Origin of the sequence: Variovorax boronicumulans NBRC 103145, assembly GCF_001591345.1 — a bacterium.
GTDB classification, from domain to species: Bacteria; Pseudomonadota; Gammaproteobacteria; order Burkholderiales; family Burkholderiaceae_C; genus Variovorax; species Variovorax boronicumulans.
Map to the genome: position 1 here is coordinate 1 of NZ_BCUS01000030.1, position 24,827 is coordinate 24,827.

Below are 24,827 nucleotides of genomic sequence, written 5' to 3' on the forward strand. Positions count from 1 at the left end.
GCCCGATGGGCACGATGAAGCGCACCGCACGGGAGGGATAGGCCTCATCGACCTGGGCCTGCGAGAGCGTGGGGACGGCCGCGGCCAGGGCCAGCCACACGGCACCGATCTTCTTGTTCATGTCTTGTCTCCTTGGAGGGTCTTCACGTGAGCGCGAGTGCGGCAGCGCGCGCGGCCTGGTCATTCGCGTCCTGCTGCGCCTGCATCTCGCGCCACAGGATCTTTCCGGTCGCGGTCTTGGGCAGGGCCTCGACGAACTCGACCAGGCGCGGAACCTTGTAGGCCGACAGGCGGGTGCGCGCCCATTCCGTCACCGCCTCCGGCGCCAGCGTGCCGCGCGCCACCGGACGCAGCACGACGAAGGCCTTGACGGTCTCGCCGCGGCGCGCATCGAAGGCCGAGATCACGCAGGCCTCCTGCACCGCCGGATGGCCGTACAGCGAGGTCTCGATCTCGGCGGGCCAGATCTTCAGGCCCGCCGCGTTGATCATCCGCTTGAGCCGGTCGGTGACATAGAAATAGCCGTCCTCGTCGTGATGGCCGATGTCGCCGCTGCGCAGGAAGCGCTTGCCGTCGATCTCGATGGTCGCCGCCGCCGTGGCCTCCGGCTGGTTCCAGTAGCCCTCGAACAGGGTGGGCGCGTGGATCACGATTTCCCCGGGGTGCGCGGGCCCCAGTTCCGCGCCCGAGTCCGGATCGATCACGCGGGCATCGCAGTTGATGTGCGGCACGCCCGCGCACTGGCGCCGCGCCGCGTGGGGTGGGTTGATGTGCGAGGCGCCGCAGGCCTCCGTGAGGCCGTAGCTTTCGATGAAGGACAGCCCCAGCCGTTCCTCGATCTTGCGGATCAGCGCCTCGGGCATGGCCGTGGCGCCGCCATAGAGGCGCCGCAGCGACGACAGGTCGCGCTGCGCGATGTCGGGCCGCGAGAACACCTCGGCCAGCATCGGCGTGACGGCGCACCAGGCGTACAGGCGCAGCCGCTCGATCAGCTCGACCACCGCGTCGCCATCCCAGCGCGACAGCAGCACGACGGTGCGCCCGACGTAGATCGCCAGGTTCATCACGTTCATGCCGGCCAGGTGGCTGGCCGGCAGCACCAGCAGCTCGGACTGGTCGGCCTGCTCCGACAGCCACTGCACGCGCTGCAGCGATGCATGGGCAAAGTTGCGGTGCGTCAGCATGGCGCCCTTGGGCTTGCCGGTGGTGCCCGAGGTGTAGGCCACCACGGCAAGGTCGCCGCCCCCGCCCTGCATCGGGGTCGGCGCGATGCCTGCCGCGAGCGCGCCGGAGAACGTGTGCAGCCCGGGGCCGGCCAACGGCCGCCGCGCTTCGCGCACGAACTCGGGAATCTCGAGGAAGGGCACATCCTGCGCCCTTCCGGCCAGCTCGCAGACCGCGCCGACCACGCAGCCGTCCAGGCGGTTGTCGTCGAGCAGGGACTGCGCCCGGTCCATCATGTCCTGCGTGGCGATCAGCACCCGCGCGCCGGAATCGCTGGCGTAGTAGGCGACCTCCTCGGCGGTGCTCATGGCGTTCATCGCCACCACCACGGCATCGCACCGCAGCACCGCGTAGTAGGCGATGACGAACTGCGGGCAGTTCTGCATCAGCAGCATCACGCGGTCGCCGCGCCGCACGCCCAGCCGCTGCTGCAGGTAGCCGGCCAGCGCCAGTGCATCCGCATGCAGGCTGCGGTAGCTGGTCGAGCGGCCGTAGTAGGAGATCGCGACCTTGTCCGGCGCGGCCTCGGCGCTTCTGGCGAGGTGGCTGAACAGGTTGCGATCGGCCACTTCCAGCGTCTGCGGAACGCCGGCGGGCCAGTGTGCGTAGTGGCGGGTCAACCGTGCCATGAAAGCTGCCTTGAGGCGTGCCTGGCTAGAAACCGCCGCGCCCGCCGCCGCAGATCAGCGTCTGGCCGGTGACGTAGTTCGACTCCGGAATGCAGAACATGTAGACCGAGCCCGCCGCTTCCTCGGGCGTGCCGGGGCGGCCCAGCGGAATCTCGCTGCTGGCGCGCTCGATGGTCTCGGGGCGCACGCCGATGCGGATTTCCTTGCCCTCGATCTGGATCGTCTTGGCTTCCTTCACGGGCTGCGTGAGCCGGGTGGCGATGAAGCCGAAGGCCACGCAGTTCACGTTGACCTTCATGCGGCCCCATTCCTTGGCCAGCGTCTTGGTCATGCCGACCAGGCCCGCCTTGGCCGCCGAGTAGTTGACCTGTCCCGTGCTGCCCTGCGTGCCCGAGATCGAGGAGATGTTCACCACCTTGCGAAACACCTCCTTGCCGTTCTCGGCCTCGGCCTTGCTCACTTCGCGAAAGTACGGCTGCGCGGCGCGCAGCACCTGGAACGGCGCCTTCAGGTGGCAGTCCAGGATCGCGTCCCACTGCTCATCGCTCATCTTCTGGATCACGTTGTCCCAGGTGTAGCCGGCGTTGTTGACGATGATGTCGATGGCGCCGAAGGCGTCGAGCGTCGCCTTGACGAAGTTGGTGCCGAAGTCCGGCGCGGTCACGCTGCTGGCGAACGCGACGGCCTGGCCGCCGGCGGCGCGGATCTCGGCCACCACCTCTTCGGCCGGTGCGGCGTCGAGGTCGTTGACCACCACCTTGGCGCCTTCATGGGCGAGCTTCAGCGCGATGCACCGGCCGATGCCGCGTCCTGCGCCGGTGACCATGGCCACTTTGCCTTCGAGATTTCTGTTCATGCTTGCTTTCTCCTATGGATGAATTTCAAAGGGCGGCCACCACGGCTTCGCCGAGGATCTTCACGTCGCCGTTCTGGTTGGCGCACTGCACTTCGACACGCAGGCGCGGCTCGCCTTCGTGCTCGAAGCGCTCGGTCACGCGGCCGGTGCACAGCGGCACGTCGTGCACCTGCGTGATGCCGGTGAAGCGCACATGCAGGCGCCGCAGCCGCTCCTGCCCTGCCCAGTTCGTGACCAGCCGTCCCACGTAGGCGGCCGAGAGCATTCCGTGCGCGAACACGTCGTCCAGGCCGGCGTTGCGGGCGAAGTCGATGTCGATGTGAATCGGGTTGTGATCGCCCGAGGCGCCGGCATACAGCGCCAGCGTGGTGCGGGAGATCGCGGGCAACTGCAGCGCGGGAATGCTGTCGCCCACCTGCAGGTCTTTCAGTGCCGGGGTCGTCATGTGGTCATGCCTCCGCAAGCTGGCGTTGCACGAGGGCCGTGCGCAGGTCGGCGATGTGCACGCCGTCCTGGTTGGTCACGCGGGTCTGCTTCACCAGGAACTCCAGCGCGCCGCCCTTCTTGTCGTAGACGTCGACGATCTTCGGCTCGTAGCTGAGGACATCGCCGGCATAGGCCTGCGCGTGGTATTCGTAGCTTTGCTCCGCGTGCAGCAGGCGCTTGAGGTCGATGCGGGCCAGGTCCAGCAGCGCGCGCGTCTGGAACAGCCGGCCTTCCAGGCACGACAGGAAGGTGGGCGGCACGCGCAGCGCGCGGTGGCCAGCGTCGCGTGCGGCCGACGCATCGAGGTAGGTGGCATCGGTCTCGCCGATGGCCTGCGCATACGAGCGCACTGCCCCCTCTTCGACGGCGAGGCTGCGCTTGCCGAGGGCGTGGCCGATGAGGTTGCGGTCGAGCATGTCGCCTCCCCGCTCAGTTGCGGCCGTACAGCGTCACCACGCAGGCGCCGCCAAGACCCAGGTTGTGCTGCAGCGCGAGCGTCACGCCGTCCACCTGCCGCTGGTCGGCCGTGCCGCGCAGCTGGTGCGTCAGCTCGTAGCACTGCGCGAGACCCGTTGCGCCCAGCGGATGGCCCTTGGACAACAGGCCGCCCGACGGGTTGGTCACCACCCGCCCGCCGTAGGTGTTGTCGCCGTCCTCGACGAACTTCTCGCCCTCGCCCACCGGGCACAGGCCCAGTGCTTCGTAGGTCAGCAGTTCGTTCTGGGCAAAGCAGTCGTGCAATTCGCAGACGCGGATGTCCGCGGGGTCGACGCCGGCCTTCTCATAGACCTTGTTCGCCGCCGCCTGTGCCATGTGGAAGCCGGCGTAGCTGATCATCGAGGGCGGGTCGAAGGACGCGACCGGGTCGGTGGTCATCGCCTGCGCCAGGATCTGCACGTCGCTGCGCAGGCCGTGCTTCTTCGCGAACTTCTCGGACACGATCAGCGCGGCGGCCGCGCCGCAGGTCGGCGGGCAGGCCATCAGGCGCGTCATCACGCCGGGCCACATCACCTTGTCGTTCATCACGTCCTCGGTGCTGAGCACGTTCCTGAAGATCGCCAGCGGGTTGGCGGCAGCATGCCGGCTGGCCTTGGCGCGGATGGCGGCGAAGGTCTGCATCTTCGTGCCGTACTTCTGCATGTGCTCGCGGCCCGCGCCGCCGAAGGTGCGCAGGGCCTGTGGCAGCTCGGGCACGTCGGCCGTGAGGTCGCTCACGATGTGCGAGACGCGGGCCCGCGTGCGGGGCCGGTCGTCCCAGTGCGATTTGAGCGCGCCGGCCTGCATCTGCTCGAAGCCCAGTGCCAGCACGCAGTCGGCGTCGCCCAGCGCGACGGCCTGGCGCGCGAGGTACAGCGCGGTCGAGCCGGTCGAGCAGTTGTTGTTGACGTTGACGACCGGAATGCCGGTGAGCCCGACTTCATACAGCGCCGTCTGCCCGCAGGTCGAGTCGCCGTACACGTAGCCCACGTACGCCTGCTGCACCAGCTCGTAGCCGATGCCGGCATCGGCCAGCGCGCGGCGCACCGCGTCGGCGCCCATGTCGGTGTAGCTCGGGCTCGCGCCAGGCTTGGCAAACGGGATCATGCCGACACCGCCGACCAGGACTTTTTCACTCATGGTTTCTCCAGTTCAGTAAGGGGGAAGAAGGAAGGAAAGTCGTAGGCAGCGCGGCGCCTACAGCTTGCGTGCGATGAGGTCGCGCATGACCTCGTTGGCGCCGCCCACCACGCGCGAGACGCGGTAGTCGGTGAAGGCGCGTGCGATGGGGTACTCCAGCATGTAGCCGTAGCCGCCGTGCAGCTGCACCATGTCGTCCAGGCACTTCCACAGCGCCTCGGTGGCGTACATCTTGGCGATGGCCGCCTCCTGCACGCTGAGCTTGCGGCGCAGGTGTTCGCCCAGGTAGTAGTCGACCAAGGTGCGCACGGCCACCGACTGCGCCTTGACGTCGGCCAGCTTGAACTTCGTGTTCTGGAAGTCCCACACGGTCTGGTTGAAGGCGCGGCGGTCCTTCACGTATTCGAGCGTGAGGCCGAGCAGGCGCTCCAGCGCAACAGCGGCATACAGGGCGATGATCAGGCGCTCCTGTGCCAGCTCCTGCATGAGGTAGGCGAAGCCCTGGTTCTCTTCGCCCAGGCGATTGGCCACGGGCACGCGCACGTTGTCGAAGAACAGTTCGGCGGTGTCGGCCGCGGGCTGGCCCACCTTGTCGAGCTTGCGGCCGCGGCGAAAGCCTGCGCGGTCGGCCTCGACCATGATCAGGCTCACGCCCTTGGCGCCGGCGGCCGGATCGGTCTTGCACACCAGCAGCACCATGTCGCAGCTCAGGCCGTTGCTGATGAAGATCTTGCTGCCGTTGATAACGTAGTCGTCACCGTCGCGCACGGCGGTGGTGCGGATCGCCTTCACGTCGGAGCCGCCGCCCGGCTCGGTGATGCCCACCGCCAGGATCTGCTCGCCGCGGCAGATGCCTGGCAGCCATTGCTGTTTCTGCGCTTCGGTGCCCAGGCGCACGATGTACGGCGCAATGATGTCGGAGTGCAGCGAGAACCCCGCGCCCGACACACCCGCGCGGTGCACCTCTTCGAGCACGACCGCCGCATGGCCGAAGTCGCCGCCACCGCCGCCGTATTCGGCCGGCACCGTCACGCACAGCAGGCCTTCGCGGCCGGCCTTGAGCCAGGTCTCGCGGTCGATCCGGCCGGCCTGGTCCCACGCGGCCTGGCGCGGCACGCACTCGCGTTCAAAGAAGCGCTGTGCGCTGGGCCTGAGCATTTCGTGGTCTTCGCGAAAGACCGTGCGATTCACATCCACTGGGAGCTCCTCTCGATGCGTCTGTTGATGGAACTTCGGCGTTGGGGAAACCGGTCGCCTTGGGGTTCATGATCGCCACTCGCAGCGCAAGATTCACTAGCCGTAATGGCGAGTCGGCGCACGCATTCAGTCCATCTTTGCCCCGGAGATCCGCACGAGCTTCTCGATGACCGGCCCGCTGGCTTCGAAGCCCTCGCGCGCTTCCCTGGCGCTGTTGCCAACGCCGATCAGGCCGAAGACCTGGAACCGCGCCCTGAGCTGCACGGTTTGAATGGCCGCCCTCGCCTCCTTCTCCAGGCGGGCGAGCACGGGCGCCGGGGTGCCCGCGGCCACCATCATGGTCAGCCCGCCGATGATCTTGAACTCCGGGTCGCGAAAGCCGGCCTCGATCAGCGTCGGCACGCTCGGCAGGTCGTCGAGCCGCTGCTCGCCCACCACGGCCAGCGGCCGCAGCTGGCCGCTCGCGAAGTGCGGCGACAGGGAGCCGGCCGTGGCGAAGGCCCATGGGATGTGGCCGCCGATGAGGTCCTGAATCATGGGCGCCTCGCCCTTGTAGGGCACATGCGACATGCCGAGTTGCCGTGATTCGCCGAGGTAGGAACTCATCAGGTGCCCGGACGAGCCCACCCCATAGGAGCCGTAGCTGACCTTGCCTTTGTTGGACCTGGCCCATGCAATGAACTCCGTCATGTTCCTGGCAGGCACATCCTTGTGCACCGCCAGCACCAGGCTCGCATCGCAGATGTGCGTCACGAACGCGAGGTCCCGGCGCACGTCGTAGGGCACCTTCGAGAACGTGTGGTGCGCGTAGTAGATGGGCGTGGTGTGCGTCACCAGCAGCGTGTAGCCATCGGCAGGCGCGCGCGCCACGAGCTGCGTGGCCAGCATGCCCGACGCGCCGGGCTTGTTGTCGACGACGATGATCTGCCCCAGCGCCTTGCCCATCGCGTCGGCCAGCGAGCGTGCAATGGCATCCGACGCGCCGCCGGCCGGCGCGGGCACAACCATGGTGATGGAACGGGTCGGAAAGCCCTGGGCGAAGCCCGGAGCGCTGCACGCCAGGGCGGCGGCGAGCACGAAGGTCTGGATGCGGTTCATGGCGGGTTCCTCGCCGGACGCACGGTCCGGACAGATGGCAAGACGGACAGGTCGAACGCGAAAGGGCCGCCGGCGTGCTACTCCGGCTGAAGGCCCGTGGTCGTGATGTAGTGCTTCCAGCGCGCCTGGTCTTCGCGGATGGCCTTCGTGAACTCAGCCGAGGCCGCCGGGTAGGCCGCCGTGCCGCGCCGCGCGAAATGCGCCTGGGCTTCAGGCGACGCGACGAACTCCACGGCCAGCAGCGAGAGCTTGTCCACGATGGGCCGCGGCGTGCCGGCCGGCGCGAACAGGCCCAGCCAGCTCGTCAGGGTGGCATCGCCCAGGCCCAGCTCGCCCAGCGTGGGTACATCGGGCAGCGCCGCAACGCGCACCGGGCTCGACACCGCCAGTGCCCGGAGCTTGCCGCCTTCCACCTGCGGCACGGCCTGCGACACCTCCAGCATCGCGTAGTCGATGGTGCCGGCGAGCAGGTCGGGCAGCATGCCCGACGAACTCTTGTAGGGCACGTCCAGCGCCTGGACCTTCGCCAGGCCGTTGATCGCCGCGGTCATGACCTTGTAGCCCGATGTGCTGGTGCCATAGCTGAGCTTTCCGGGATGGGCGCGCGCGGCCGCCAGCAAGGCGTCCAGGCTGCGGTACGGCGACGTGGCCGGCACCGTCACCACGATGGGGACCACGGACATGCGCGCGATCGGCAGCAAATCCTTGTTCGCGTCGTAGGGCAGGCTCTTGAACATGTAGGGGTTGGCGGCCACGGCGCTGGCCACCGCCAGCAGCAGCGTGTAGCCGTCGGGCGCCGCCTTGGCCACGTGGTCCGACGCCAGGATGCTGTTGGCGCCAGGCCGGTTCTCCACATAGAACGACTTGCCGGTCTTGTCGCTGAGGTACTTGGCGGCCAGCCGGGTGAAGTCGTCGACCCCGGTGCCCGCGCCGCTGACCGACACGATGCGCACCGGCCGGTCGGGGTAGGCCGCGGGCTGCGCCGTCGCCGATGCGGCAAGGCCCAGCAAGGCCCCCCACAGGCTGAGCCGCAGGACCCGCCGGTGCAGGGTGGTGGCATCTTGCGAGTGCGTGAACATGGTCTTGTCTCCTGGTGAAAGTCGGAAAGCCGCAACGACGGGAACCGTCTGAAAAACTCAATGCCTGCCGTACAGCGTGACCACGCAGGCGCCGCCCAGGCCCAGGTTGTGCTGCAGCGCCAGCCGCGCGCCCTCGACCTGGCGCTTGTCCGCGGTGCCGCGCAGCTGGTGCGTCAGCTCGTAGCACTGCGCCAGGCCGGTGGCGCCCAGCGGATGGCCCTTGCACAGCAGGCCGCCGGAAGGATTGGTGACGACACGGCCGCCGTAGGTGTTGTCGCCGTCCAGCACGAACTGCTCGGCACCGCCTTCGGGGCACAGGCCCAGCGATTCGTAGCTCAGCAGTTCGTTGTGCGCGAAGCAGTCGTGCAGTTCGACCACCGGGATATCCCGTGGGTCGACACCGGCCTGCTCGTAGACCGCGCGCGAGGCGCGCTGAGCCATGTAGCTGCCGACGAAGCCTTTCATGGTCGGCGGCTCGAAGGACTCCTGCGGGTCCGTGACCATGGCCTGCGCCAGGATCGCGACGTCGGTGCGCAGGCCGTGCCGCCGCGCGAACGCGGGCGAGCAGACGACCGCTGCCGCCGCGCCGCAGGTGGGCGGGCAGGCCATCATGCGGGTCATCACGCCGTCCCACATGACCTGGTCGTTCATGACGTCTTCGGTCGTCACGATCTTCCTGAACAGCGCCAGCGGGTTGTTCGCCGCATGGCGGCTGGCCTTGGCGCGGATCGCGGCGAAGGTGGACATCCGGGTGCCGTACTGGCGCATGTGCTCGCGGCCGGCGCCGCCGAAGGTCACCAGGTTGCGCGGGATCTCGCCGGCATCGCCGCACAGCGCGTCCTGGATCGGCAGCACGTCGCCGCGCGGGATCGGGCGATCCGGAAAGTTGGAGCGCGTGGCGCCCGGCTGCATCTGCTCGAAGCCCAGTGCCAGCGCGCACTCGACCTGTCCGCTCTGTACCGCGGCGCGCGCCAGGTAGAGCGCGCTGGAGCCGGTGGCACACGCGTTGTTGACGTTGAACACGGGGATGGCCGTGCGGCCCACGCGGTACAGCACGCCCTGCCCGCAACTAGTGTCGCCGTAGACATAGCCGGCGAAGGCCATCTGCAACTGGCCGTAGCCAATGCCGGCGTCGGCCAACGCCAGGCGCACGGCATCGCCGCCCATCTCGAGGTAGCTGGGGCCCGCGTCGGGCTTGGTGAAAGGCACCATGCCCACGCCGGCGACCAGAACGTTGTCAGTCATGCGCTTGTTCCTTCGCGATTCAGGAGGTGGACCGCCCGGCCGCCATGCGGTCCCAGTCGTAGCGGAAGGCGCCGTCGCGCGCGAAGTCGGCCACGGCCTGGGCGTGATAAGGCGTCTGCATGGCCACGGCCTGCGCGCTGGCCTCGGCCGTGAACATCGCGGCGCAGTCGGTCTCGAAACTTCGGTTGACCAGGTTCTTGGTCATGCCGGCCGCCTCGCGCGGGCCTGCGCACAGGCGCTGCGCGAACGCCCTCGCCTCGGCCTGCAACGCATCGTCCGCATGGACCGCATGCACGAGGCCCCAGGCCTGCGCCTCCTCGGCCCCCAAGCGGCGCGCCGTCAGCATGAGCTCCTTCGCGCGGGACAGGCCCACGATGCGCGGCAGCGTGTGCAGCAGGCCGAAGTCGGGCACGGCACCCAGGCGCGCGAACGAGGCGCAGAACACCGCGCGTGTCGACGCGAGCACGAAGTCCGCCTGCAATGCCAGGCCGAAGCCCGCGCCGTAGGCCGGCCCGTCGACCGCGGCAACCACCGGCACCTCGAGTTCGCGCAGGCGGGTCAGCCACTGGTGCGCCTTGCGCAGCCGGCCACGCATGTAGTCCGCCGTCGCCACGCTCGGGTCGGTCAGCCGTTCGCGCATGAACTTGACGTCGCCGCCGGCCGAGAAGCTGCCGCCCGAGCCGGTGATCAGCAGCACGCGGATCTCGCGGTCGCTCTCGACGCGCGCGATGACGTCGACGTAGTCCATCTGCAGTTCGGTCGACAGTGCATTGCGCAGCGCCGGTCGCTGGTGACTGAGTTCGGCGATGCCGCCTTCGATGCGCAGCTGCGACGCGCGCAGGGTTTCGGTGGTGTCGTTCATGTCTGTGGTTCCTGGTTCAGTTCAGGCTTGGCATAGCGCTCGCGCAGCGCGCGCTTGTAGAGCTTTCCGGTGGGGAGACGCGGCATCTCGTCGATGAAGTCCACCGAGCGCGGCAGCATGTAGCTCGCGACCTTGCCGCGCAGGAAGGCGATGAGCGCTTCGGCCAAGGCCGGCGTGGGCGCCACGCCGGGCGCGGGCTCGATGACGGCCTTCACGGCCTCGCCCATCTCGGCGTCGGGCACGCCGATCACGGCGGCGTCCTGCACGCTGGGGTGCAGGGCCAACGCATCCTCGATGGCCTGCGGGTAGATGTTCACCCCGCCCGAAATGATCATGTAGAAGAGTCGGTCGGTCAGGTACAAGTAGCCGTCCGTGTCCAGGTGGCCGATGTCGCCGATCGCGGTCCAGTTCGGGTGCCGTGGATGCTGGGCCGCGCGGGTCTTGCCGGGGTCGCGGTGATAGTGAAAGGGCAGCGTGTCGCGCTCGAAATAGATCAGCCCGTCCTGGCCCGCCGCGAGTTCGTTGCCGTCGTCGTCGCAGATGCGCAGCACGCCCAGCACGGCGCGGCCCACGGAGCCGGGGTGCGCGAGCGCTTCGCGGCTGTCGATGGAGGTCAGGCCATTGCCCTCGCTGCCGCCGTAGTACTCCACCACGATCGGGCCCCACCAATCGATCATGCGCCGCTTGACCTCGGCGGGACACGGCGCCGCGGCATGGATGGCCACGCGGTGGCTGGACAGGTCGAAGGCTTTGCGCGATGTGTCCGGCAGCTTCAGCAACCGGATGAACATGGTCGGCACCCACTGGCTGTGGGTGACGCGGTAACGCTCGATCAGCGCCAGCGACTCGACCGCATCGAACTTGGGCATGAACACCACGGTGCCGCCGAAGAAGTGCGTGTTGGTCGCATAGGACAGCGGGGCCGCGTGGTACAGCGGCGCCGTGGACAGGTAGACCGAACCGGCGTCGAACTTGTACCGGTGCATCATCATCAGGCGCGGGTCGGCCACGTCGTCGTCGAAGCGCGCACGGGCCGCCGCGCGCACGATGCCCTTGGGCCGGCCGGTCGTGCCGGAGCTGTACAGCAGCGTGCCGCCCACCCACTCCTCGGCCAGCCGCTGCGCCGGTGCGGCGGCCACGGCCTGCTCGTAGGACTCCCATCCGGGAACGACGCCGTCGATCATCAGCCGCCGCGCGCAGTGCGGCGTGATGCCGGCCAGTTCGGCCGCGACGCCGGCCATCGCGACCGAGGAGATCAGCACCTGCGCACCGCTGTCCTCCACGATGTAGGCCACCTCCCCCGCCGTGAGGAACCGGTTGACCGCCGTCAGCAGCAACCCCGAACGGAAGGCGGCCCAGGCCACCTCGAAGCAGCGCATGTGGTTCTCCAGCAGCATCGCGATGCAATCGCCGCGGCGCAGGCCCTGCGCGTACAGCACCTGCGCGAGCCGGTTGGAGCGTTCGTCCAGTTCGCGGTAGCTGAGGCGCTCGCCGCTGCTGCCGTTGATGACGGCGGGCTTGTCCGGCGTCAGGGCGGCAAAGTCTCCAAGGTAGTTCGCCGTTTTCATGCGGTGCCTCCTCGCGCGGACCGGTGTCCGCAGTCCTTGTTCATGTCACGCGTTCGACGCATTCAGCTGGCCGCTCAGGTCGGCGTTCGGCGCCGCGCGCGCGACGAGGCCGGGCAGCACCTCGCCCAGCTCGGCGACGGTCCAGCGGCTGTCCTTCTGCACGTGAGGACCGGCGCGCCACCCTTCGGCCACCGTGATGCGCCCGCCCTTGGCGCCGAACACCCGGCCGGTGACGGCGCCGGAATGCACGCTGCCCAGCCAGACGACCAGCGGCGCCACGTTCGCCGCGTCCAGCGGGTCGAACCCCGCGGCGCCGGCCGGTGCCTTGGGGTTGAGCTGGCCGCTCTTGAACAGGTCTTCCGTGAGGCGGCTCATCGCGGTCGGGTAGATCGCATTGACCGTCGCGCCATAGCGCTCCAGCTCGCGCGACGCGACGATGGTCATGTTGGCGATGCCGGCCTTGGCCGCGCCATAGTTGGTCTGCCCGACGATGCCGTACAGGCCCGACGACGAACTGGTGTTGACGACGCGCGCCACGCGCGGCCGGCCGGCCTTGGCCTCTTCGCGCCAGTACGCGGCGGCATGGCGCATCGGTGCGAAGGTGCCGCGCAGGTGGACGCGGATCACGGCGTCGAAATCGTCGATGTCCATGTTCACGAGCGTCTTGTCGCGCAGGATGCCTGCGTTGTTGACCAGCACGTCGAGCCCGCCGAACGCGGTGATCGCGGCCTCGATCAGCCGCCTGGCGCCCTCCCAGTCGGACACGTCGTCGGTGTTGGCCACGGCCTCGCCGCCCATCGCGCGGATCTCGGCCACCACTTCCTGCGCGGGGCCGTTCATGGCGCCCGTGCCGTCGGGCCTGGCGCCCAGGTCGTTGACGACCACCTTCGCGCCCTGGCGCGCGAACTCCAGTGCGTATTCGCGGCCGAGGCCGCGGCCGGCGCCGGTGATGACGACCACGCGGTCCTTGCAGAGCTGTTGCATCTCCATTCCTTTCGTTTCGCTGGGATCGATGTGCCGGACCGGGCGGTCCGCAGCGGCAGTCGCCTGACAGGCGCTGTCGCATGCATCGATGATGCGAAGCCGAAGGCCGCGAGCCACTAGCCGCGATGGCTAGCCGGTGTTCAGTGCAGCCTGGGGGTTTCCCGGACCAGCGAGAGATCGCGCATGCGCGCAACCGCTTCGTCGCGCTCGGCGACGCCCAGCTTGCTGTAGATCTTGCGCAGATGCCACTTCACGGTGTGGGGCGTGACGCCCAGCACGCGAGCGATTTTCTTGTTGGGCATGGCCTGCGCCACGAGGTCGAGCACCTCGCGCTCGCGCTCGTTGAGCAGGTCGACGGCCACGCCTTCGGCTGCGGCGCTCTTGGCCATGCGGACGGCCGCGCGTGCGCGTCGCGTGGCCGCGGCCGCCTCCAGCAGCCGCCGTGCATAGAACGCAAGGACCGGGTCGAGTGCCGCATCCGCCAGCAGCGCATCGAGGAGCGACGGCACGTTCGCCGATACGTCCAGCAGGCTGCGCACGAGACCGAGCCGATGGCCCAGCCGCAAGGCTTCGATCGCCTGCTCACGCGCGGGCCGCTGGTTGCCGCGCCCCGACTCCGCGATGGCCAGTTGCAGCCGAAGGGCCGCCAGGATGCGCAACCGGCCAGCCGATTCGGTGCACGCCACGAGGGGCTTCAGGCAATCGACGGCGCCGTCGAAGTCGTTCCAGTGCAGGCACATGTCGGCGCGCGCACGCTCGGTGATGCGCCAGGTTTCGGCGGCCGTGCCCTTGCCCGCATCGGCATGGCGCACGTTCAGCACCTTGATCCGCTCGAACACCTGGTCGGCCTGCGCGGTCTCGCCTTGCTTGAGATACAGGCGCAGGCGCAGGACCAGCGCATGCGCGAGCAGGCGGTCCAGGCTGTGGCGCACGGCGTAGTCCTCCAGGTGGTCGAGGTGGTCGAGCGCTTCGAGGCGCCGGCCCGCCAGCCAGTGCGCGCACGCCAGGACGACGAAGGCGCGCAGCACGGCATCGGGAATCGAGGCGCGCTCCAGCACTTCGATGCGCGGTTCGAGCAGGCTGCAGGCGGCCTCGAGTTCGTTCCACTCGTAGAGCACGTCGCTTTGCAGCCCCGCGGCCATGCTGGCCACGCCGATGCGGGCGGCGCCGTGTCCTTGCGCCTCCTGCAGTACCGCGCGGAACAGGTGCTCCGCTTCAGTCATGCGGCCTTCGAGCGCAAAGCTCATGCCGGCGAGGCAGCGCGCAATCAGGCCGCGCCCGGTCGAGGTGCCGTGCTGCTGCGCGGCCTCTTCCAGCAGCGCGCGGGCCTCGGCGTAGGCATCGCGGTACATGTGCATCCAGGCCAGCAGGTGGTTGCGCCCGGCGAAGATGGCCTGTGCGTCGTCGGGAATGGCTTCGAGCTGCGGCGCGATCGCCAGCAGGGTCTCGGTGTCGTCGCGCTGAAGCGCCAGGCCGCCGCGCAGCAGCGTGAGACCCCGGCGCTGCAGTGCGTCCAGCGTGTCGAATTCCGCCTCCAGCTGCGAGATGCTGCCCTCCAGCGCTTCGATATCGCGCGCATACAGGCGCAGGTAGGCCGCCACGAGCCGCAGCCCGAAGCGCGCCTGCACCTGGGCCATCGGCAGCCGCCGCATGAGGCCACCCAGCGAGGTCAGTTCGCCCCGGGCCAGCAGGTCGGACGCGCAGGCCTCCACGATGTCGGCTGCCGCGTGCGCATCGCCCGCCAGCACCGCATGGCGCACGGCTTCGTCGAAGTGCCCGTGCGCCTCGAACCAGCGCCAGGCCGCGCCATGCAGTGCACCGCGTTCCTCGCCCGGCAGCCTTTCCAGGCGCGCCAGCAGGATCTCGCGCAGCAGCGGATGCACGCGATACCAGGTCTCGCGGTCGTGGCTGCTGACCTGGCTGATGAACAGGTTCTCGCTGTCCAGGCGTGCCAGCCGCAACGCCATGTCCGCACCGGCGTGCGGCAACACCAGCAACGCGGCGCACAGGGAGGCGCAGAAACGGTTGCACAGGGCCAGCCGCGTGAGCAGCGCCAGCTCATCGGGCGGCAGGTGCGCCAGCACCTCGCCTTCGAAGTAGCTGGCGAAGGCCTGCGCGTCGCGCACCTGCACCCGGGCATACGGGGCGCCCCGCTTGGCCTGCATGTCGACCACGAACAGCTGCAGGCCGGCCACCCAGCCATCGGTGAGCTCGTGCAGCACCTGCACGTCGCGCTTGTCGATGCTGGCCAGCTGCTCGCGCAGGAAGCGCTCGGTTTCCTCGGCGGTGAAGCGCAGGTCGCGCAGGTCGAACTCGCTCACGAGGCCCTGGGAGCGCAGCCGCGCGAACGACAGCGGCAAGGCGGTGCGCGAAGCGAAGGCCAGGTGCAGCCGCGGCGGTGCGTAGTCGAGCAGCCACTGCAGCACCTGGAAGATGCGCGCGTCCTCCAGGTGCTGGAGATCGTCGAGCATCAGCACCAGCTCCCGCGAGCGCGACGAGATGGCCTGCACGACGGTGATCACGGCATGCTCGAGCGCCGACTCGTCGCTGTCCCGCCCCATCAGCAGCGCCGCTTCGCGCACCGCCTCGGGATCGACCTCGCCGATGCTGGCCAGCAGGCAGTCGAAGAAGCGTGTCGGCTCGCAATCTTCGGCGGACAGCGACAGCCAGGCGACGTCGAAGTCCAGCGCCAGCAGGGCCTGCCGCCAGGCCACCAGCGTGCTGGTCTTGCCGCTGCCCGCGGGCCCCTGCACGACCACGCAGCGCTGGCGCCGGGCCTCCAGCAGCCGCGCCTGCAAGGCGTCGCGCGGCACCAGCCGGCGCGACGGGCGTGGCGGAAGCAGCTTGGTGCTGGCGACCGGTTCGATCCTGCGCTCCGGCACCGTCGCAAGGCTGGGGTTCAAGGATTCATCCATGGACACGAAGGAAGAAACTCCCCGCAGTATGGAGCGCCGATGCGCAAGTCAGCGTCGCGCGGTGCGCCATTCGGCGGCGATGGCGGCGAGGTCGGCGTCCGGCCGTTCCTGGGGCGCCCTGGGCATGGCGGGCACGGTGCGGCTGAAGCGCGGCGCCGGGGCCGGCTGCACCACGCCCTCGACCTCGACGAAGGTGCCGCGCGCCTTCATGTGCGCATGCTGCGGCGCCTCGGCAAAGGACAGCACCGGCGCAAAGCAGACATCGCTGCCTTCGAGCAGGTCGCACCACTGTTGCCGCGTGCGCGACTTGAAACGCTGCGCGATCTGCACCTTGGCCTGTGCCCATGCGCCGCGGTCGTGCTGGTCGCCGAGCGCTGCGGCATCGAGGTCCAGCTTCTGCAGCAGCTGCGCATAGAAGCGCGCCTCGATCGGGCCGACCGAGATCCAGCCGCCGTCCTGGCATTCGTAGACCTCGTAGAACGGCGCGCCGGTGTCCAGGATGTTGGTGCCGCGCCGCTCGTCCCACAAGCCCGCGGCATGCAGGCCGTAGAAGGAGGTGGCCAGCGAGGCCGCGCCGTCGACGATGGCGGCATCGACGACCTGGCCCTGGCCGGAGCCGCGCGCTTCCAGCAGCGCCGCCAGCACGCCCATCACCAGGTAGAGCGCGCCGCCGCCCATGTCGCCGGCCAGGGCCAGGGGAATCGAAGGCGCCTGGTCCTTGCGGCCGATGGCGTTCAGCGCGCCGGTGAGCGCGAGGTAGTTCACGTCGTGGCCCGCGGCGTGCGCGAGCGGGCCGGTCTGGCCCCAGCCCGTCATGCGGCCGTACACGAGGCGTGCATTGCGCGCGAGACAGATTTCAGGACCGAGCCCGAGGCGCTCCGCCACGCCGGGCCTGAACCCCTCGATCAGCACGTCGGCGTTCTCCACGAGTTCCAGCACCTGCTCGACGGCCGTGGGCTGCTTGAGGTCGAGCATCGCGCATTGGCGGTTGCGCAGCAGCAGGTTGTATTTGGCCGGGCGCTTGACGCCCAGGTCGGCCGCTTCGGTGCGATCGATGCGCAGCACCGTGGCGCCCAGGTCGGCCAGCAGCATGCAGGCCATGGGGCCCGGGCCGATGCCGGCGAGCTCCACGATCCTGATTCCTTGCAAGGGTCCCATTCGCTTGTCTCCTTCGATGCGTGGCGACTGCCGCCCACGCGGATTGGTGAAAACTCAGGCCAGGGCCGGCGCGGACAAGCGCAGCCGAACGAAATCGAACAGCCCGTCGGGTTGCGCCAGCAGGGCCTCGCCCAACAGGCGCGCGCACTGCGTCTCCGTGCCCGGCACGGCCCGCCACTCATGCAGGCGGCGCGTGTACAGGCCGAGCACATGTTCCTCGGTGATGCCGATGGCACCGAACACGGCGTGCGCGATGGCGCAGACGCTGCGCGCCGCCTCGCAGGCCCGCAGCTTCGCGGTGGCCGCCAGCAACGGATCGGGTTGCACGCCCGCAGCGCTGCATCCCAGGCGTGCGGCCAGCGTGGCCGAATGCGCCTGCTCGCCCAGCACGCTGAGTTCCTGCTGCACGGCCTGGAACTGCGCGATCGGCCGGCCGAACTGCTTGCGGTCGCGCGCGTAGTCGGTCACCAGTTCGAGCACGCGCGCCATGGCGCCCGCCATGCCTGCGGCGTGAAGCGCGTTGCAAAGCGCCACGGCGTCGGCCGCGCCCGCATCGAAGCGCGCCACGGCGAGATCGGGTGTGTGCCACAGCAGGGTGGCCGAAGCCTGCGGGCGCCACGCACCCGGCGTGGCCGTTGCACGCTCGCGCGGCAGCAGCAGCCATTCGCCCTGCCAGCTCACGAGCACCTGCTGCGCGAGCGCGCCGCCGGGCACGTCGCGGCAAACGATGGAACCCGCGTCGCCGGGAACACCCGGTGCGATCGCGATGGGGCCGGCGCCGCGCCGCTCGCCATGCCCCGCCGCAGCCAGCAGTGCGCGCGCGACGGCGGTCTCGCCGAAGGGAAGCCCGAGCCCGGCCTTGCCGGCGGCGAACACGAGCGCGAACAGCTCGCGCAGCGACAGGCCCGCGCCGCCCTGCGCTTCCGCCACGAGTGCATCGGTGTAGCCGAGCGCATCGATGGCCTGCCACAGCGCGTCGGTGGGCGCGCCGGCTTCGACGGCGCGCAAGGTGTCGTCCGTGCACAGCGCGCGCAGCGGGCGTTCGAATTCGTCAAGGAGTGTGTCGTCCATCATGTGTCCTTGTGTGCGGCGCTGCTAGCGAACGCCCAGCCCGCGGGCGATGATGCCGCGCATGATCTGGCGCGTGCCGCCGCGCAGGGAAAAGCTCGGCGCCAGTTGCGTCACGTAGGCCAGGGTCTGCAACAGGCCAGCCGACGGCACGGGATGGCCGGGCGCGTCGAAGGCTTCCTCGATCCATCCGGGGACCGCCTGTTCGAACTCGGTGCCCAGGTCTTTCACCAGCGAGGCTTCGAAGGCGGGATCGAGCCCGCGGCCCAACTGCTCCGCCACCGCCAGAGACATCGCGCGCAGCACCGCCATGCGCGCGGCGATGCGGCCCGCGATGACCTGTGCGCCGGCCGCCGGCGCCGGGCCCTGGCGCAATTCGGCGAGCCAGGCTTCGGCGAGCACGAGGCTGGAGTAGATGCGCTCGGGCCCGCTGCGCTCGAAGGCCAGTTCGGCCGTCACCTGCTGCCAGCCCGCGCCCTCTTCGCCGACCAGCGCATCGGCCGGCAGCTCGACGTCCTCGAAGAGCACTTCGCAGAAATGCCCGTCGCCGCTGAGATCGCGGATCGGCCGCACGGTGATGCCCGGCAGCGTCAGGTCAACCAGCAACTGCGACAGGCCCTTATGCCGGTCTTCCGACGTGCCCGAAGTGCGGACCAGCGTGCACATGTAGTGCGCGCGGTGCGCATTGGTCGTCCAGATCTTGCGGCCATTCAGGCGCCAGCCGGTGGCGGTGGGCACGGCCCGCGAGCGGACACCGGCCAGGTCGGAGCCGGTGTCGGGCTCGCTCATGCCGATGCTGGTGAAGAGTTCGCCGCGCGCGATGCGCGGCACGAAGAACGCGCGCTGCGCCTCGCTGCCGTAGCGCAGGATCAGCGGCGCGGTCTGCCGGTCCGCGATCCAGTGGGCCGACACGGGTGCACCCGCGGCGAGCAGTTCTTCGAGCAGCACGAAGCGCGCGAAGCTGCTGCGCCCGGCGCCGCCATGGGCCTTGGGCAGCGTCAGGCCGATCCAGCCCTGGCGCCCGAGCGCGCGGCTGAAGTCGGCGTCGAACCCCATCCAGGAGCGCGCCCGCACGGCCGGCGCAACGCCGTGCAGCGCCGACTGCAGAAAGGCGCGCACCGGCGCGCGCAGGGCTTCGTCCTCCGGTGGAATCGCGACCAGCGAAAACGATTGCAGGGTGTTCAATGGTGTGTCCTCACAGATGCTTCATCGGGTTTTGCCCGCTTCGTTCGGGTGGGTGCAAGCGCCATAATCCGCGTGGCTCCTGCACCGTTTGGCAGCCGCAGCGGGCCACCCGTTACTGCCGCAATCACCGAGACATTCGCCCCCATGGAGCTTCGCCAACTGCGGCAGGTCGTCGTCCTGTCGGAGACGCTCAACTTTCACCGCGCCGCAGAGCGGCTGCACATGGCGCAGCCGCCGCTGTCCACCTCGATCAAGAAGCTCGAGGAAGAACTCGGCGTGCTCCTGTTCGACCGGCTCTCCACCGGTCTGCGGCTCACGGCCGCCGGCGAAGCCGTGCTGCAGAACGCCAAGCGCGCGCTGTTCTTCGTCGACGAGGTCCGCCGCGCGGCTCGCGACGGCGTGGCGGGCGAAGAGGGCCTGCTGCGCATCGGCTTCGTCGGCTCGGCCACCTATTCGCTGATGCCTCAGATCGTGCGCAGCTTTCACCGCCAGTACCCGCGCGTGGATCTGGAGATCGAGGAGTCGACCACCACCGATCTGCTGCGGCGCATCGAGGACCACTCGCTCGACCTCGCACTGGTGCGCTATCCGGTATTGACGCCGACCGCAGCGGAACTCACGGTGCTGCAACTGGACCACCTGGTGCTGGCCGTGAGCGCCGATTCGGCCTTCGCGCAGCGCAGCGAGATCGCCATCGCCGAGCTGGAGGGCGAGCCCTTCATCGCGTACTCGCGCACGCTGGTGCCCACCATGCATGTGCTGACCATGCAGGTGTTCCAGGATGCCGGCGTGCAGCCGCGCATCACGCAGGAGGCGGTGCAGGTCCAGACGATCCTCGGCCTGGTGGAAAGCGGCCTCGGCATGGCGCTGGTGCCGGCGGTGGTGCAGCGCTACGCCAGCAACGGCGTTCGCCTGATCCCGCTGACCGACATGCCGTCCAAATACACCGTGGGCATCGCGATGGCCACGCTGCCCGACGCCTTGACGCCGGCCGCACGCAATTTCATCGCGGTGGCGCATGCTGCTGTCCAGCCTTCTGCAACGCAGCCACCGGCTCAGTCTTCGTAGCCGATGTTGGCGGTCTTCACGATGCGCCGGGCCTTCTCGATCTCGGCCCGCTGAAACTCGCCGAAGGCCTGCGGCGCGCCGTAGAACACCGCCCCGCCCTGCAGGGTGATGAAGGTCCTGGCCTCGTCGCTGTCCATCAGCTCCTTGATGGCCTGCGACGCCCGGGTGAGCACGGGCTCGGGTACGCCCGCGGGAAAGAACACGCCGGTCCAGGCATACGACTCGTAGCCAGGCGTGCCGCTCTCGCTCACGGTCGGCACCTGCGGCAGTTCCTTGATGCGTTCGTTGGCGGCGACGGCCAGCGCACGCACCTTGCCGCCGCGCAGCAGCGGCATCACCGCGCTGACCTCCGCCATCGTGTAGTCGATGTTGCCGCCGGCCAGGTCGGTCATGGCCGCCGAGGTGCCCTTGTAGGGCACGGCCGTGGCCTTGATCTGGTTGCGCTCGTGCAGCAGTTCGAGCGCGACGCGGTAGGTGGCGGTGCCGCTGCCGAAGTTGAGCTTGCCCGGCGCCTGGCGCGCGGCCGCCACCAGGTCCTGCAGGGTCTTGAAGGGCGAGCTGGCGGGCACGACCAGCACCATCGGAAAACGGGCGATGCGCGCCAGCGGCTGGAAGTCTTTCACCGCGTCGTAAGGCAACTGCCGGAACACGGCCACGTTGGTCACCATCGGCGAGTTGCTGGCGACGAACATCGTGTAGCCGTCGGCCGGTGCGGTGGCCACGGCGCGCGCGGCAATGAAGCTGTCGGCGCCGGGCCGGTTGTCCACGAGAAAAGGCTGACCGAGCTTTTCGCTCAGGTGCCGGGCCAGGAAGCGGGCGGTGGTGTCGGCGCCACTGCCGGGCGGCAGCGACACGATGATCTTGACGGGCTTGTCCGGGTAGCCGGCCGCGGCCGCCAGCGTGGCGGCGCAACCCATTGAAAGCGCCAACAGCCAGCGCGTGAGGAAAGGGGTCTTCATGTCTCTGGTTCCTTGTAGTTGTCGTCCGGCCCGGTCATTGCGGGTCCGATGCCTGTCTTCTTATTCGGCCTCGATGCCCGCGGCCTGCACCGCGCCAGCCCAGCGCTTGAGCTCCGCGCGCAGATAGGTGCCGAACTGCTCGGGCGTGGAAGATTGGAGCAGCACGCCCTGCGGCTCGAACTGGCCGCGCAGGCTCGGGTCGGCCACCACCTTGCTGACGGCTTCGTTGAGCGCCTTGACGATGGCCGGCGGCGTGCCCTTGGGCACCAGCAGGCCGTGCCAGGTGGGTGCGTCAAAACCCGGGATCAGCGACTCGCCCAGCGCCGGCACGCCGGGCAGCACGCCGATGCGCGCCTTGCCGGCCACGGCCAACGCGCGCACGCGGCCATCGCGGATGAAGGGCAGCGACGAGTTCACGGCGTCGAGCAGGAACTGGGTCTGTCCGCTCATGAGGTCTGCCATGGCGGGTGCGGTGCCCTTGTAGGGCACATGCATCGCATCGAGCTTCAGGGCCTGCAGGAACAGCGCAACGCCCAGGTGTGTGACGTTGCCCTGCCCGCCCGAGCCGTAGGCGAGCTTGCCGGGCCGCGCCTTCATGTACTGCACGAATTCCTCGATGTTGGCGACGGGCAAGCTCGGGCTTGCCATGAGCACGGTCGGGATCAACGCGGGCAGCGCCACGGGCGCAAGGTCGCGCAGCGTGTCGTAGGGCAGGTTCTTGTGCAGCGCCGGGCTGATGGCCAGGCCCGACGAGTGGTACAGCACCGTGTAGCCGTCCGGTGCCGAGCGGGCCACGAACTCGGTCGCGATGTTGCCGCTGGCGCCGGTGCGGTTGTCGACGACCACCGGTTGCCCCAGCAGTTGCGAGAGCCTGAACCCGATGGCGCGTGCCACGACGTCGGTGGGCCCGCCCGCAGCGTAAGGCAGCACCAGCCGGATCGGCTTCTGCGGCCAGGCTTTGGGTTCATCGGCCGCGCGGGCCAGGGGCATCGCTGCGAGCGCACCCGCAGCGGCAAGGATGTGGCGCCGTTGAAAGGACATGGTCATTCCCCGCTGTCAGGTGCGCGCCGCGGCACGGGCCTTCGCCGCATCGAGAAAGGCATCGAGCGCGGACTCGTGCGCGGCGGTGTGGTGCGCCAGTGCCTGGAAGCCTGCCGACATCTCCAGCACCGTGTCGAGCCGCGCGTGCTGTGCTTCGCGCAGCAGCCGCTTGGTCATGCGCAGGGCGTGCGACGGATTGCTGGCGATGCGCTGCGCGAGCCGCAACGCCGTGGGCATCAGCGCATCGGGCTCGACCACATCGGAGACCAGCCCCCATTGCAGGGCCTGCGCGGCATCGATGGGATCGCCAGTGAAGGCCATTTCGCAGGCGCGCGACATGCCGACCGCGCGCGGCAGCAGCCACGCGCCACCGTCGCCCGGAATCAGGCCGAGCTTGACGAAGCTCTCGGCGAACACGGCCGTGCGCGAGGCAATGCGGATGTCGCACATGCAGGCCAGGTCGCTGCCCGCGCCGTAGGCCGGCCCGTTGACGGCCGCGATGGTCGGCACCTCGAGGTTGCACAGCGCCAGCGGCAGGCGCTGGATGCCGTCGCGATAGGCGTAACGGCTGTGCACCGGCTCGCCGAGCCCGCTGCCGATGGTGTCGCGCAAGGTCTTTAGGTTGCCGCCCGACGAGAACGCCGTGCCGGCACCGGTCAGCACCACGGCGCGCACGGACAGGTCGCGGTTGACGGTGTCGCACAGCGCGATCAGCGACTCGACGGCATCCGCGTCGGACAGTGCATTGCGGGTCTGCGGACGGTTCATCGTCACCACTGCGACGCCGCCGTCGCGCTCGATCTTGAGGAAGTCTTCCATGTCAGTGTGCCTTCTTTTCGTCTGCCGGCTTCATGCGCATCATGCGCAGCGGCGTGTAGGTGAGAACGGTCTTGCCATCCTGGTTGAGAACCGAATTGCGGGTGCGCACGAGGCCGCGTCCCGGCTTGGCGGTGGGGCGTCGCTCGATCACTTCGCATTCGACATGGATCGTGTCGCCCACGAAGGTCGGCGCGGCGATGTCGAGTTCCGCATTCAGGAACGCCAGGCCCGTGCCCTGCATGGACGGCGTGATCAGGCCCTCGGCGAAGGCATAGACCAGCGCACCCGGCACCACCCGGCCCGCGATCGCCATGTGCGCCCGGTCGCTGGTGTCGGTGAACAGTTCCTCGTTCAGCCAGCTCAGGTTGATGAAGCTCACGAGGTCCGCCTCGGTCACGGTGCGGGCACGGGAACGAAAGCGCATGCCCGATGGCAGCTCGTCGAAATGGAAGCCGGTGTTCAGCTGGATCAAGGGTGCGCTCCGTTCGGGTCCATGCGGTGGCGGTTCAACTCGCTTCGGAAATCAGTTCGGTGGGCAACAAGGTGGCGCCCTGCGCGGCCAGTGCCTCGATCTGCGCCGCGCTGTAGCCGGCCTCGGCCAGCACCTCGGCGCTGTGCTCTCCAAGCCTGGGCGCCTGGCGCACCACCGCGGGGGGCGAATCGGACCATCGCGTCGCGATCGCCATGGCACGCAGGCGTCCTTCGCTGGGGTGTTCCACGGTTTCGAAGAACCCCACGGCCTTGAGATGCGGGTCGTCCATCAGCGACTCGAGGGTGTGCATCGGCATGACCGGGATGTCCGCGGCTTCGAGCCGTGCGGTCCAGTCGGCCGATGTGCGGGTCTTCATCACCTGACCCACCAGCTGGTACAGCTCGCCGATGTTCTCGGTGCGCCGGCCGATGGTGCTGAAGCGCGGATCGGCCTCCATCTCCTGCGACTTGCCGATCAGGCCGAAGAAGGTCTTCCACTGCTTGTCGTTGTAGATCAGCACGCACAGATGACCGTCCAGCGTGGCATAGGGACGGCGATGCTCGTTGAGCAGCCGCGCGTAGCCGGCAGGCCCGATCGGCGGCTCGAAGGTGCAGCCGCCCATGTGGTCGCCGAGAACGAACTGCGCCATGGTCTCGAACATGGGCACGTCGATCGATTGCCCCCTGCCCGTGCGTTCGCGGTGGAAGAGGCCCGCCGACACGGCGTTGGCCGCGCTCATGCCCACGATGCGGTCGACCATGGCACTGGGCACGTAGCGCGGCACGTCGGCGCCCGCGCGCACGCCCAAGGTGGGAATCGCGGCCGCGCCCTGGATCAGGTCGTCATAGGCCGGCTTGGCCGCATAGGGCCCGTCTTGCCCATAGCCGTACACGCCGACATACAGGATGCGCGGATTGACGGCAGCAATGGCGGCGTAGTCCAGCCCCAGGCGCGCCATGGCCTGCGGCCGGACGTTGTAGATGAGCACGTCGGCATCGGCGGCGAGCCGCAGCAGCGCCTCGCGACCGTCGGGCTGCTTGAGATCCAGCACCACGCTGCGCTTGCTGCGATTGGCGTGCAGGAAGATGCCGCCCATGCCGGGGTTCCGGCCGGGCCCGATGCCGCGCACCGTGTCGCCGCCGGGCGACTCGATCTTGATGACATCGGCGCCCAGGTCGCCGAGGATCTGGGTGGCATAGGGGCCCATCAGCACCGCGGTCATGTCGATGATGCGCACACCGTCGAGGGGTCCGCTCATGGGGCCCCCTGGCTTTCCGAAGCCGGTAGCGCGGTGCGC

Annotated in this window: 22 protein-coding genes; 1 reads left to right on the forward strand and 21 read right to left on the reverse strand. The window is 69.3% G+C overall.

The genetic code is table 11. The features are described 5' to 3' along the window. Nucleotides 1-143: 143 nt before the first annotated feature. The 16 genes from VBO01S_RS11245 to VBO01S_RS11320 all read right to left on the reverse strand — a co-directional run bounded on the left by VBO01S_RS11245 (nucleotide 144) and on the right by VBO01S_RS11320 (nucleotide 19,171). A complete protein-coding gene (locus tag VBO01S_RS11245; RefSeq protein ID WP_062474012.1) occupies nucleotides 144-1,853 on the reverse strand; it encodes an AMP-binding protein in 1,710 nt (569 codons plus the stop codon). 25 nt (nucleotides 1,854-1,878) lie between these two features. Next, nucleotides 1,879-2,709: an SDR family NAD(P)-dependent oxidoreductase gene (locus tag VBO01S_RS11250; protein ID WP_062474014.1), complete on the reverse strand. Its 831-nt coding sequence runs from the start codon at nucleotides 2,707-2,709 to the stop codon at nucleotides 1,879-1,881. 25 nt (nucleotides 2,710-2,734) lie between these two features. Beyond that, on the reverse strand, nucleotides 2,735-3,154 hold the full coding sequence (locus VBO01S_RS11255) for a MaoC family dehydratase (RefSeq protein WP_062474016.1): 420 nt from the start codon (nucleotides 3,152-3,154) through the stop codon (nucleotides 2,735-2,737). A 4-nt stretch (nucleotides 3,155-3,158) separates the two neighbouring features. Next, nucleotides 3,159-3,611 carry a MaoC family dehydratase N-terminal domain-containing protein gene (locus VBO01S_RS11260; RefSeq protein ID WP_062474018.1) on the reverse strand — a complete coding sequence of 151 codons (453 nt, stop codon included), beginning with the start codon at nucleotides 3,609-3,611 and terminating at the stop codon, nucleotides 3,159-3,161. A 13-nt stretch (nucleotides 3,612-3,624) separates the two neighbouring features. Then, nucleotides 3,625-4,812, reverse strand: a complete 1,188-nt coding sequence (locus VBO01S_RS11265) for a lipid-transfer protein (RefSeq protein ID WP_062474020.1) — start codon at nucleotides 4,810-4,812, stop codon at nucleotides 3,625-3,627. Nucleotides 4,813-4,869: 57 nt separating this feature from the next. Further along, on the reverse strand, nucleotides 4,870-6,009 hold the full coding sequence (locus tag VBO01S_RS11270) for an acyl-CoA dehydrogenase family protein (protein ID WP_062474022.1): 1,140 nt from the start codon (nucleotides 6,007-6,009) through the stop codon (nucleotides 4,870-4,872). A 126-nt stretch (nucleotides 6,010-6,135) separates the two neighbouring features. Continuing rightward, nucleotides 6,136-7,107 (reverse strand): Bug family tripartite tricarboxylate transporter substrate binding protein, encoded by a 972-nt coding sequence (locus VBO01S_RS11275; protein WP_062474024.1) that lies wholly within the window; start codon nucleotides 7,105-7,107, stop codon nucleotides 6,136-6,138. A 77-nt stretch (nucleotides 7,108-7,184) separates the two neighbouring features. After that, nucleotides 7,185-8,186 (reverse strand): Bug family tripartite tricarboxylate transporter substrate binding protein, encoded by a 1,002-nt coding sequence (locus tag VBO01S_RS11280; RefSeq protein WP_062474026.1) that lies wholly within the window; start codon nucleotides 8,184-8,186, stop codon nucleotides 7,185-7,187. 57 nt (nucleotides 8,187-8,243) lie between these two features. Next, a complete protein-coding gene (locus tag VBO01S_RS11285; RefSeq protein ID WP_062474028.1) occupies nucleotides 8,244-9,431 on the reverse strand; it encodes a lipid-transfer protein in 1,188 nt (395 codons plus the stop codon). A 19-nt stretch (nucleotides 9,432-9,450) separates the two neighbouring features. Then, on the reverse strand, nucleotides 9,451-10,293 hold the full coding sequence (locus VBO01S_RS11290; protein WP_062474030.1) for an enoyl-CoA hydratase/isomerase family protein: 843 nt from the start codon (nucleotides 10,291-10,293) through the stop codon (nucleotides 9,451-9,453). Beyond that, nucleotides 10,290-11,861, reverse strand: coding sequence for an acyl-CoA synthetase (locus VBO01S_RS11295; RefSeq protein WP_062474032.1), 1,572 nt, complete (start codon nucleotides 11,859-11,861; stop codon nucleotides 10,290-10,292). The genes VBO01S_RS11290 and VBO01S_RS11295 overlap by 4 nt, the downstream gene beginning before the upstream one ends. A gap of 45 nt (nucleotides 11,862-11,906) precedes the next feature. After that, nucleotides 11,907-12,845, reverse strand: a complete 939-nt coding sequence (locus tag VBO01S_RS11300) for an SDR family oxidoreductase (RefSeq protein ID WP_062474091.1) — start codon at nucleotides 12,843-12,845, stop codon at nucleotides 11,907-11,909. Between the two features lie 140 nt (nucleotides 12,846-12,985). Further along, a complete protein-coding gene (locus tag VBO01S_RS11305) occupies nucleotides 12,986-15,748 on the reverse strand; it encodes a winged helix-turn-helix domain-containing protein (protein ID WP_082818092.1) in 2,763 nt (920 codons plus the stop codon). Between the two features lie 60 nt (nucleotides 15,749-15,808). Continuing rightward, a complete protein-coding gene (locus VBO01S_RS11310) occupies nucleotides 15,809-16,918 on the reverse strand; it encodes a CaiB/BaiF CoA transferase family protein (protein WP_082818093.1) in 1,110 nt (369 codons plus the stop codon). Nucleotides 16,919-16,972: 54 nt separating this feature from the next. After that, complete coding sequence (locus VBO01S_RS11315; protein WP_062474036.1) at nucleotides 16,973-17,989, reverse strand: acyl-CoA dehydrogenase family protein; 1,017 nt, start codon at nucleotides 17,987-17,989, stop codon at nucleotides 16,973-16,975. A gap of 24 nt (nucleotides 17,990-18,013) precedes the next feature. Continuing rightward, a complete protein-coding gene (locus tag VBO01S_RS11320; RefSeq protein WP_062474038.1) occupies nucleotides 18,014-19,171 on the reverse strand; it encodes an acyl-CoA dehydrogenase family protein in 1,158 nt (385 codons plus the stop codon). A 144-nt stretch (nucleotides 19,172-19,315) separates the two neighbouring features. Here VBO01S_RS11320 and VBO01S_RS11325 point away from each other — a divergent pair, with 144 nt between their 5' ends. Beyond that, nucleotides 19,316-20,239: a LysR family transcriptional regulator gene (locus VBO01S_RS11325; RefSeq protein ID WP_062474040.1), complete on the forward strand. Its 924-nt coding sequence runs from the start codon at nucleotides 19,316-19,318 to the stop codon at nucleotides 20,237-20,239. Here VBO01S_RS11325 and VBO01S_RS11330 read toward each other — a convergent pair. The 5 genes from VBO01S_RS11330 to VBO01S_RS11350 all read right to left on the reverse strand — a co-directional run bounded on the left by VBO01S_RS11330 (nucleotide 20,227) and on the right by VBO01S_RS11350 (nucleotide 24,788). Then, nucleotides 20,227-21,198, reverse strand: a complete 972-nt coding sequence (locus VBO01S_RS11330; protein ID WP_062474042.1) for a Bug family tripartite tricarboxylate transporter substrate binding protein — start codon at nucleotides 21,196-21,198, stop codon at nucleotides 20,227-20,229. The two genes, VBO01S_RS11325 and VBO01S_RS11330, sit on opposite strands and share 13 nt — an antisense overlap. Before the next feature lie 60 nt (nucleotides 21,199-21,258). Then, nucleotides 21,259-22,239 (reverse strand): tripartite tricarboxylate transporter substrate binding protein, encoded by a 981-nt coding sequence (locus VBO01S_RS11335; protein WP_062474094.1) that lies wholly within the window; start codon nucleotides 22,237-22,239, stop codon nucleotides 21,259-21,261. Between the two features lie 15 nt (nucleotides 22,240-22,254). Further along, nucleotides 22,255-23,058 carry a crotonase/enoyl-CoA hydratase family protein gene (locus VBO01S_RS11340; RefSeq protein WP_062474043.1) on the reverse strand — a complete coding sequence of 268 codons (804 nt, stop codon included), beginning with the start codon at nucleotides 23,056-23,058 and terminating at the stop codon, nucleotides 22,255-22,257. A 1-nt stretch (nucleotide 23,059) separates the two neighbouring features. Further along, nucleotides 23,060-23,482, reverse strand: a complete 423-nt coding sequence (locus VBO01S_RS11345) for a hotdog family protein (protein ID WP_082818094.1) — start codon at nucleotides 23,480-23,482, stop codon at nucleotides 23,060-23,062. An 82-nt stretch (nucleotides 23,483-23,564) separates the two neighbouring features. Continuing rightward, complete coding sequence (locus VBO01S_RS11350; RefSeq protein WP_062474047.1) at nucleotides 23,565-24,788, reverse strand: CaiB/BaiF CoA transferase family protein; 1,224 nt, start codon at nucleotides 24,786-24,788, stop codon at nucleotides 23,565-23,567. Nucleotides 24,789-24,827: the final 39 nt, after the last annotated feature.

What these genes read in the sequence shown, in the direction of transcription:
- VBO01S_RS11245 (WP_062474012.1), bottom strand. Translation starts at nt 1,853, where the DNA reads ATGGCACGGTTGACCCGCCACTACGCACACTGGCCCGCCGGCGTTCCG.
- VBO01S_RS11250 (WP_062474014.1), bottom strand. Translation starts at nt 2,709, where the DNA reads ATGAACAGAAATCTCGAAGGCAAAGTGGCCATGGTCACCGGCGCAGGA.
- VBO01S_RS11255 (WP_062474016.1), bottom strand. Translation starts at nt 3,154, where the DNA reads ATGACGACCCCGGCACTGAAAGACCTGCAGGTGGGCGACAGCATTCCC.
- VBO01S_RS11260 (WP_062474018.1), bottom strand. Translation starts at nt 3,611, where the DNA reads ATGCTCGACCGCAACCTCATCGGCCACGCCCTCGGCAAGCGCAGCCTC.
- VBO01S_RS11265 (WP_062474020.1), bottom strand. Translation starts at nt 4,812, where the DNA reads ATGAGTGAAAAAGTCCTGGTCGGCGGTGTCGGCATGATCCCGTTTGCC.
- VBO01S_RS11275 (WP_062474024.1), bottom strand. Translation starts at nt 7,107, where the DNA reads ATGAACCGCATCCAGACCTTCGTGCTCGCCGCCGCCCTGGCGTGCAGC.
- VBO01S_RS11280 (WP_062474026.1), bottom strand. Translation starts at nt 8,186, where the DNA reads ATGTTCACGCACTCGCAAGATGCCACCACCCTGCACCGGCGGGTCCTG.
- VBO01S_RS11285 (WP_062474028.1), bottom strand. Translation starts at nt 9,431, where the DNA reads ATGACTGACAACGTTCTGGTCGCCGGCGTGGGCATGGTGCCTTTCACC.
- VBO01S_RS11290 (WP_062474030.1), bottom strand. Translation starts at nt 10,293, where the DNA reads ATGAACGACACCACCGAAACCCTGCGCGCGTCGCAGCTGCGCATCGAA.
- VBO01S_RS11295 (WP_062474032.1), bottom strand. Translation starts at nt 11,861, where the DNA reads ATGAAAACGGCGAACTACCTTGGAGACTTTGCCGCCCTGACGCCGGAC.
- VBO01S_RS11300 (WP_062474091.1), bottom strand. Translation starts at nt 12,845, where the DNA reads ATGCAACAGCTCTGCAAGGACCGCGTGGTCGTCATCACCGGCGCCGGC.
- VBO01S_RS11310 (WP_082818093.1), bottom strand. Translation starts at nt 16,918, where the DNA reads ATGGGACCCTTGCAAGGAATCAGGATCGTGGAGCTCGCCGGCATCGGC.
- VBO01S_RS11315 (WP_062474036.1), bottom strand. Translation starts at nt 17,989, where the DNA reads ATGGACGACACACTCCTTGACGAATTCGAACGCCCGCTGCGCGCGCTG.
- VBO01S_RS11325 (WP_062474040.1), top strand. Translation starts at nt 19,316, where the DNA reads ATGGAGCTTCGCCAACTGCGGCAGGTCGTCGTCCTGTCGGAGACGCTC.
- VBO01S_RS11330 (WP_062474042.1), bottom strand. Translation starts at nt 21,198, where the DNA reads ATGAAGACCCCTTTCCTCACGCGCTGGCTGTTGGCGCTTTCAATGGGT.
- VBO01S_RS11335 (WP_062474094.1), bottom strand. Translation starts at nt 22,239, where the DNA reads ATGTCCTTTCAACGGCGCCACATCCTTGCCGCTGCGGGTGCGCTCGCA.
- VBO01S_RS11340 (WP_062474043.1), bottom strand. Translation starts at nt 23,058, where the DNA reads ATGGAAGACTTCCTCAAGATCGAGCGCGACGGCGGCGTCGCAGTGGTG.
- VBO01S_RS11345 (WP_082818094.1), bottom strand. Translation starts at nt 23,482, where the DNA reads ATGCGCTTTCGTTCCCGTGCCCGCACCGTGACCGAGGCGGACCTCGTG.
- VBO01S_RS11350 (WP_062474047.1), bottom strand. Translation starts at nt 24,788, where the DNA reads ATGAGCGGACCCCTCGACGGTGTGCGCATCATCGACATGACCGCGGTG.